At 72.8% G+C, this 5114-nt stretch carries 6 protein-coding genes and 1 pseudogene; 4 read left to right on the forward strand and 3 right to left on the reverse strand.

Going from position 1 to position 5114, the window contains the following annotated elements; all coding sequences use genetic code 11:
* A pseudogene (locus PROKR_RS35540) lies at positions 1-663 on the reverse strand (hypothetical protein); the annotation flags it as partial.
* A gap of 141 nt (positions 664-804) precedes the next feature.
* Between PROKR_RS35540 and PROKR_RS19700 the strand changes: the two are divergent.
* The gene (locus tag PROKR_RS19700; RefSeq protein WP_084800550.1) at positions 805-1518 is read left to right on the forward strand and encodes a phosphatase PAP2 family protein; all 714 of its coding nucleotides are present in this window, start codon (positions 805-807) and stop codon (positions 1516-1518) included.
* On the opposite strand, the gene PROKR_RS19705 is transcribed toward PROKR_RS19700, so the two are convergent.
* Together PROKR_RS19705 and PROKR_RS19710 are read right to left on the reverse strand one after the other, a co-directional pair.
* The gene (locus PROKR_RS19705; RefSeq protein ID WP_051433163.1) at positions 1460-1987 is read right to left on the reverse strand and encodes a phosphoribosyltransferase; all 528 of its coding nucleotides are present in this window, start codon (positions 1985-1987) and stop codon (positions 1460-1462) included. The genes PROKR_RS19700 and PROKR_RS19705 overlap by 59 nt on opposite strands.
* Before the next feature lie 124 nt (positions 1988-2111).
* Positions 2112-3095 (reverse strand): FKBP-type peptidyl-prolyl cis-trans isomerase, encoded by a 984-nt coding sequence (locus PROKR_RS19710; RefSeq protein WP_036966094.1) that lies wholly within the window; start codon positions 3093-3095, stop codon positions 2112-2114.
* Between the two features lie 152 nt (positions 3096-3247).
* On the opposite strand from PROKR_RS19710, the gene PROKR_RS19715 reads away from it, so the two are divergent.
* From PROKR_RS19715 to PROKR_RS19725, 3 genes are all read left to right on the forward strand, one after another.
* Complete coding sequence (locus PROKR_RS19715; RefSeq protein ID WP_020017601.1) at positions 3248-3547, forward strand: hypothetical protein; 300 nt, start codon at positions 3248-3250, stop codon at positions 3545-3547.
* A 71-nt stretch (positions 3548-3618) separates the two neighbouring features.
* Positions 3619-4392 (forward strand): alpha/beta hydrolase, encoded by a 774-nt coding sequence (locus tag PROKR_RS19720; protein WP_051433164.1) that lies wholly within the window; start codon positions 3619-3621, stop codon positions 4390-4392.
* Between the two features lie 41 nt (positions 4393-4433).
* The coding region (locus PROKR_RS19725) for an alpha/beta fold hydrolase (protein WP_036966309.1) at positions 4434-5114 on the forward strand (681 nt) is incomplete at its 3' end.

The following is a 5114-nucleotide window of genomic DNA, read 5'->3' on the forward strand; positions in this document are numbered from 1 at the left end:
CCGCGCGGAGTCGGCGGCCGCCCGGCGGCGCTCGGCCTCCGGGTCGTGCTCCGTGTCATGCCCCGGGGGCGCCCCGCCGGCCCGTCCCGGGCCATCACCCAGACCACGTTCCAGGTCGAGCTCGAGTCGGCCCAGGTTGAGGGCGACGAGACTGAGGGCGTGTCCCAGGTCGTCGTGCAGACCCTCGGCGAGGTGCAGCCGCTGTCGTGCAAGATCGGTCTCGGCCCGGAGCCGTCGGGCGTCCTGCTCCCGGACCAGCATCATGGTGGCGTCCGCCTCGGCGGACCTGCGTGCCTGCCACGCCATGGCCACGGTCCACGGCAGCACGCCGGTGACGACCCCACGGGCGGCGGTGACGAGCGCGTCGCGCAGATCGGCCCAGCCGACCATGACGGCGGCGGCGCCTGCTCCCGCGGCGAGGGCCATGGCGAGGACGCCCAGGCGTGCCCCGCGCTCGAACAGGCCCACCGGCGCGGCGACCGCCGCGAGCGGGATCATCCACCAGGGGTCGACGCCGGCGAGCACCAGGAGGATGGCGAACACGACAGTCAGGACCAGGCCGAGGGGACGGGCAGAGCGGCGCGCCGGGACGGCCCCGGCGGTGGTCGCTGTGGCGTGCTCTGTGGCAGGGTCGAACTCGGCCGGCGGGGACGTCTGGGTCACCGGACCATCGTCGTCGACGGGCCGAGGGAGTGCTTCCCGCCAGGGTCTGATCTTCGGGCCAGAGATCTAGGACCTGGGTCATAGACGACTCCTGACCTACGCCAGATCCCCGCCGCCCCGCATGTTCATAGCGTTCTCGGCATGACCACCACACACCATGCGCCGCCGGCACACCGTCCGGCCGCCCCGGCCCGCGGCCCGGTCCCGCACCTCGCCCTGCCCGTCGCGCTCGGCGCAGTCCTGATCCTCGGTGCCCTCGCGCTCCTCGCGTGGCCTGCACGGGCCGCGCTCTTCGTGGGCGCCGCCGGCGGGACCGCCGCGTCCTCCCTGGCGTCGCTCGCGGGACTGGTCGCCGACAAGGGGCTGATGGCGCTGGTAGCGATCACGGCCGGGCTCGTGCTGCTCACGTGGTTCCGTGACCGTCCCCGGTTCGGCCTGCTCGCCGCGGCTGGCGCAGGCACGGTAGCGGCATACGCCACGAGCGAGGCCGTGAAGCTGCTCGTCACCGAGGAACGGCCGTGCCGGGCGGTCGACGTAGCGACGGTGCTCGCGTGCCCGGCACCCGGGGACTGGTCGTGGCCGAGCAACCACTCGACCATCGCCGGGGCGCTGGCGATGTCGTGCCTGTTCGTCGCACCTCGGCTGTGGCCCGTCGTCGTGCCCTTGGCGCTTGCCGTCGCGGGCGCCCGGGTCGCGGCGGGAGTCCATTACGTGCACGACGTGGCCTCAGGGCTGGCCCTCGGTGTGCTGGTCACGTGCCTCGTGGCGCTGACCGTGCACGCCGGAGCCCAGCGGCTCACGCGTCGATCGACCTCGCGCCCGTCACCGGGGGCTCGGCGGACCAGGGGAAGGTGATCCACAGATCGGTGTCCTTCCACGAGTAGTCCGGCTGGATGATGGTGCGCGGCTTGGTGAAGAGCACGGCTGAGCGTGCCTCGGCGCCCTTCTTCTCCAGCAGGTCCATGACCAGGGCGAGGGTTCGGCCGGAGTCGGCCACGTCGTCGACCACGAGCACCTTCGCACCCGGCAGTTCGGACGTGTCCATGAGGGGCGGCAGGACCCGCGGGTCCTCGAGCGTCTTACCGATGTCCGTGTAGAACTCGACGTTCAGTGTGCCCACGCCCTTGGTGCCGAGCGCGTAGGCCATGGCGCCACCCGGTACGAGGCCGCCGCGCGCGACGGCGATCACGACCTCGGGCACGAACCCGCTGTCCACCACCTTGTGGGCCAGGTCGCGTACCGCGACGGGGAAGGTCTCCCAGGTGAGCACCTCGCGCTCCGGAACGGGAGCGGACTCGGGGGCAGGCACGTCGGTCGAGGTCATGGGAAGACCCTACGAGACGTGGCGGGCACCCGGCTCGGGTACCCGCCACGTCTGTGCCGCCACCTGCGGCGATGCACACTGTGTGCGTTGGATCTCACGTCGGCCCGCGTGGGGCCGGGGAGCGTCAGGCCGCCTTGGCCTCAAGGATGTCGACCACGAACACCAGCGTCGAGTTCGCCGGGATCGCGCCGTTCTCCTGCTCGCCGTAGCCCTGGTCGGCCGGGACGACGAGCAGCACCTGGCTGCCCACCTTCTGGCCGGCGATGCCGTTGGTCCAGCCGGGGATTACACCGTTCAGCGGGAACGACGTCGGCGTGCCGCGGCTCCACGAGGAGTCGAACGACGTGCCGTCGAGCAGGCAGCCCGCGTACTGGACGGTGACCGTCTGGTCCTTGGTCACCTTGGCGCCGTCGCCCTCGATCAGGGGCTGGACGACCAGCTCGGTGGGCTCCTCGTAGTCCTTGGGGATCGTCACGGTCGGCTGGCCGTCGTCGGCGAGCTCGACGGCGGGCAGACCCTCCTCGGGTGCCACCTCGGTGCCCTCGGCGCGGGTCGGGATCTCCTTGGCCTCGGTCACCTCGACCATCGTCACCTGGATGGTCTGGTCCATGGCGGTGCTGGCCATGAGCAGGCGCGTGCCGACCTTCTGGCCGATCAGGCGGTCGTTCAGGAGGTCGTACTGCGGGTCGCCGAGCGTGAACGACTCCGGCTTCTTGGTCTCCCAGGTCGAGCCGCTCGTCGAGCCGTCCTTGCCGGCGATGACCACGTAGTTGATGGTCACCTGGGCGCCCTCGGCGAGCTCCTCGCCGGTGCCCTCGTCCACGACGCGGGACGTCGGGGTCGTGACCTCGAGCGGCGCCTTGAACGTCACCTTCGGTTCCTTGCCGACCGGGCCCGAGACCTCGATCGCGTCGACCGCCTTGACGTCCTCCTCGGACGGGCTGGGGGCGGGCGACGGCTCCGCGGCGGCCGTCACCTCGCAGACGTTGCCGGTGGAGGAGGAGGCGGCGGCGTTGCCGCTCCCGCCGTCGTCGCCGCTCGCGCAGCCGGTGAGCGCGATGGATGCCAGCGCGACGGCTGCCAGGCCGGCAGTAGTGCGGTGCTTCACGAGTAGTCCTTCGGTCGGTGTGCGCCTTGCTGGGGACCGCCACACTCTAGCGGGCGGAGATGAGTGCGGCTCCCAGGCGTTGTGGTGCGCGATGTGGGCTGTTCTTCGGCAGCCTTGAGCCATCCGCTCCGCCCTGCGGAACAATAGATGCCATGCCGTCGAACCGCCGCTCCAGCAAGCGTCCGTATGCCGCGGACCATGTCCCCCTCGACGTGGACCGGGCCACGGGCGGACGCCGCAGCGAGTCGGCGGCCGACGGCGAGTGGGTGGTGCAGCGCATCCGGTCCTCCGACAAGACCTACGTCTGCCCGGCCTGCCGCCAGGAGGTCACCCCGGGGACGCCGCACGTCGTCGCGTGGAAGACGGACGGGTTCGGCGGCGCCGAGGCCGGGCTGGACGCCCGGCGGCACTGGCACAACAGCTGCTGGCAGCGCCGCGCGAACCTGCGTTGAACGTCCGGCCCCGCGCCGCGACACGCCCAGCGCCGACGCGTCCTCCGGCGCGCGGGAGGAGAATGGACCCGATGACCACTGAAGCGACGCCGGGCGCGGCCTCCGGCCAGACCACCCACCAGATCCGCTCGCTCACCGTCCTGCCCGCACAGCGGGAGGACGTCGAGCTGCACACCGCCGACGGCCTCACCCTCGTGGGCGAGCTCGCGCTGCCCGCGGACCGCGAACCCGCGGCCAGCCTGCTCACGCTCCACCCCCTGCCCACGCACGGCGGGTTCATGGACTCCCACGTGTACCGCAAGGCGGCCTGGCGCCTGCCCGCGCTGGCGGGCCTCGCGGTGCTGCGGTTCAACACGCGGGGCACGTCCTCCCCGCGCGGCACGAGCGAGGGCGCGTTCGACGGCGGCGAGGCGGAGAAGTACGACGTCGCCGCGGCGATCGAGCTCGCCGAGTTCCGCGGGCTGCCCCGGCCGTGGCTGGTCGGCTGGTCGTTCGGTACGGAGCTGGTCCTCAAGCACGGCGCCGACCCGAGCATCGAGGGCGCGATCCTGCTGTCGCCGCCCCTGCACCGCGCGACCGACGAGGACCTGGACCGCTGGGCGGCGTTCGGCAGGCCGCTCGTGGTGCTGGTGCCGGAGCTCGACGACTACCTGCGTCCCGAGGAGGCCCGGCGCCGTTTCGCGCGCGTGCCGCAGGCCGAGGTGATCGGCGTCGACGGCGCGAAGCACCTCTGGGTCGGCGAACCCGCCGTCGCGCGCGCGCTGAACGAGATCGTGGGCCACGTCCTGCCGGACCACCCGCTCCCGCTGCCGACCCACTGGGACGGGCCTCTGGGCACCTCCTGAACGGTCGTACCCGAACCAGCACCCACCACAGGAGGACGATGATGACCTCGCGAGCCACCCGGAACCTGGCCACGTTTACGCTGCAGGACGGCGGCGGGGTGCCGCTCGTGCTGCTGCACGGCTTCCCGCTGGACCACCGCATGTGGGTGGCGTGCGCCGAGCACCTCCCGCCGGGCATCCGGGCCATCGGGGTCGACCTGCCCGGCGCCGGGCACAGCGACCTGGACGGTTTCCCGCCGAGCATCGAGCACATCGCCGACGCGGTGTACCGCACGATGACCGAGGCGGGGGAGGGCAACGCGATCGTCGTCGGGCACTCGATGGGCGGGTACGTCGCGCTCGCGTTGGCCGAGCGGCATCCAGGGTTCGTGGCGGGCCTGGGCCTGGTGGACACGAAGTCGACCGCGGACACCGAGGAGGCGCGGGTCAAGCGCCTGCGGATCGCCGCCGCCGTCGACGCCAGCCAGACCGTGGACGCCGTGCTGGGCATGCCCGCCAACCTGGTCGGCGCCACGAGCACCGAGCACCGGCGCAACCTGTTCCCCCTGCTGGACTCCTGGATCCGGGCACAGTCGCCCGCGGGCGTCGCCTGGTCGCAGCGCGCGATGGCGGCCCGCCCCGACCGAACCGCCGTCCTCGAGAGGCTGGACGCGCCGGTCGCCGTCGTGGTGGGCGCCGAGGACGCCATCACGCCGCTGGCCGAGGCCGAGCACATGGTGCGG

It is taken from the genome of Promicromonospora kroppenstedtii DSM 19349, from assembly GCF_000515355.1.
GTDB classification, from domain to species: Bacteria; Actinomycetota; Actinomycetes; order Actinomycetales; family Cellulomonadaceae; genus Promicromonospora; species Promicromonospora kroppenstedtii.

Coding starts and splice junctions, on each gene's coding strand:
- PROKR_RS19715 (WP_020017601.1), top strand. CDS start 3,248: ATGCCGTCGAACCGCCGCTCCAGCAAGCGTCCGTATGCCGCGGACCAT.
- PROKR_RS19700 (WP_084800550.1), top strand. CDS start 805: ATGACCACCACACACCATGCGCCGCCGGCACACCGTCCGGCCGCCCCG.
- PROKR_RS19720 (WP_051433164.1), top strand. CDS start 3,619: ATGACCACTGAAGCGACGCCGGGCGCGGCCTCCGGCCAGACCACCCAC.
- PROKR_RS19705 (WP_051433163.1), bottom strand. CDS start 1,987: ATGACCTCGACCGACGTGCCTGCCCCCGAGTCCGCTCCCGTTCCGGAG.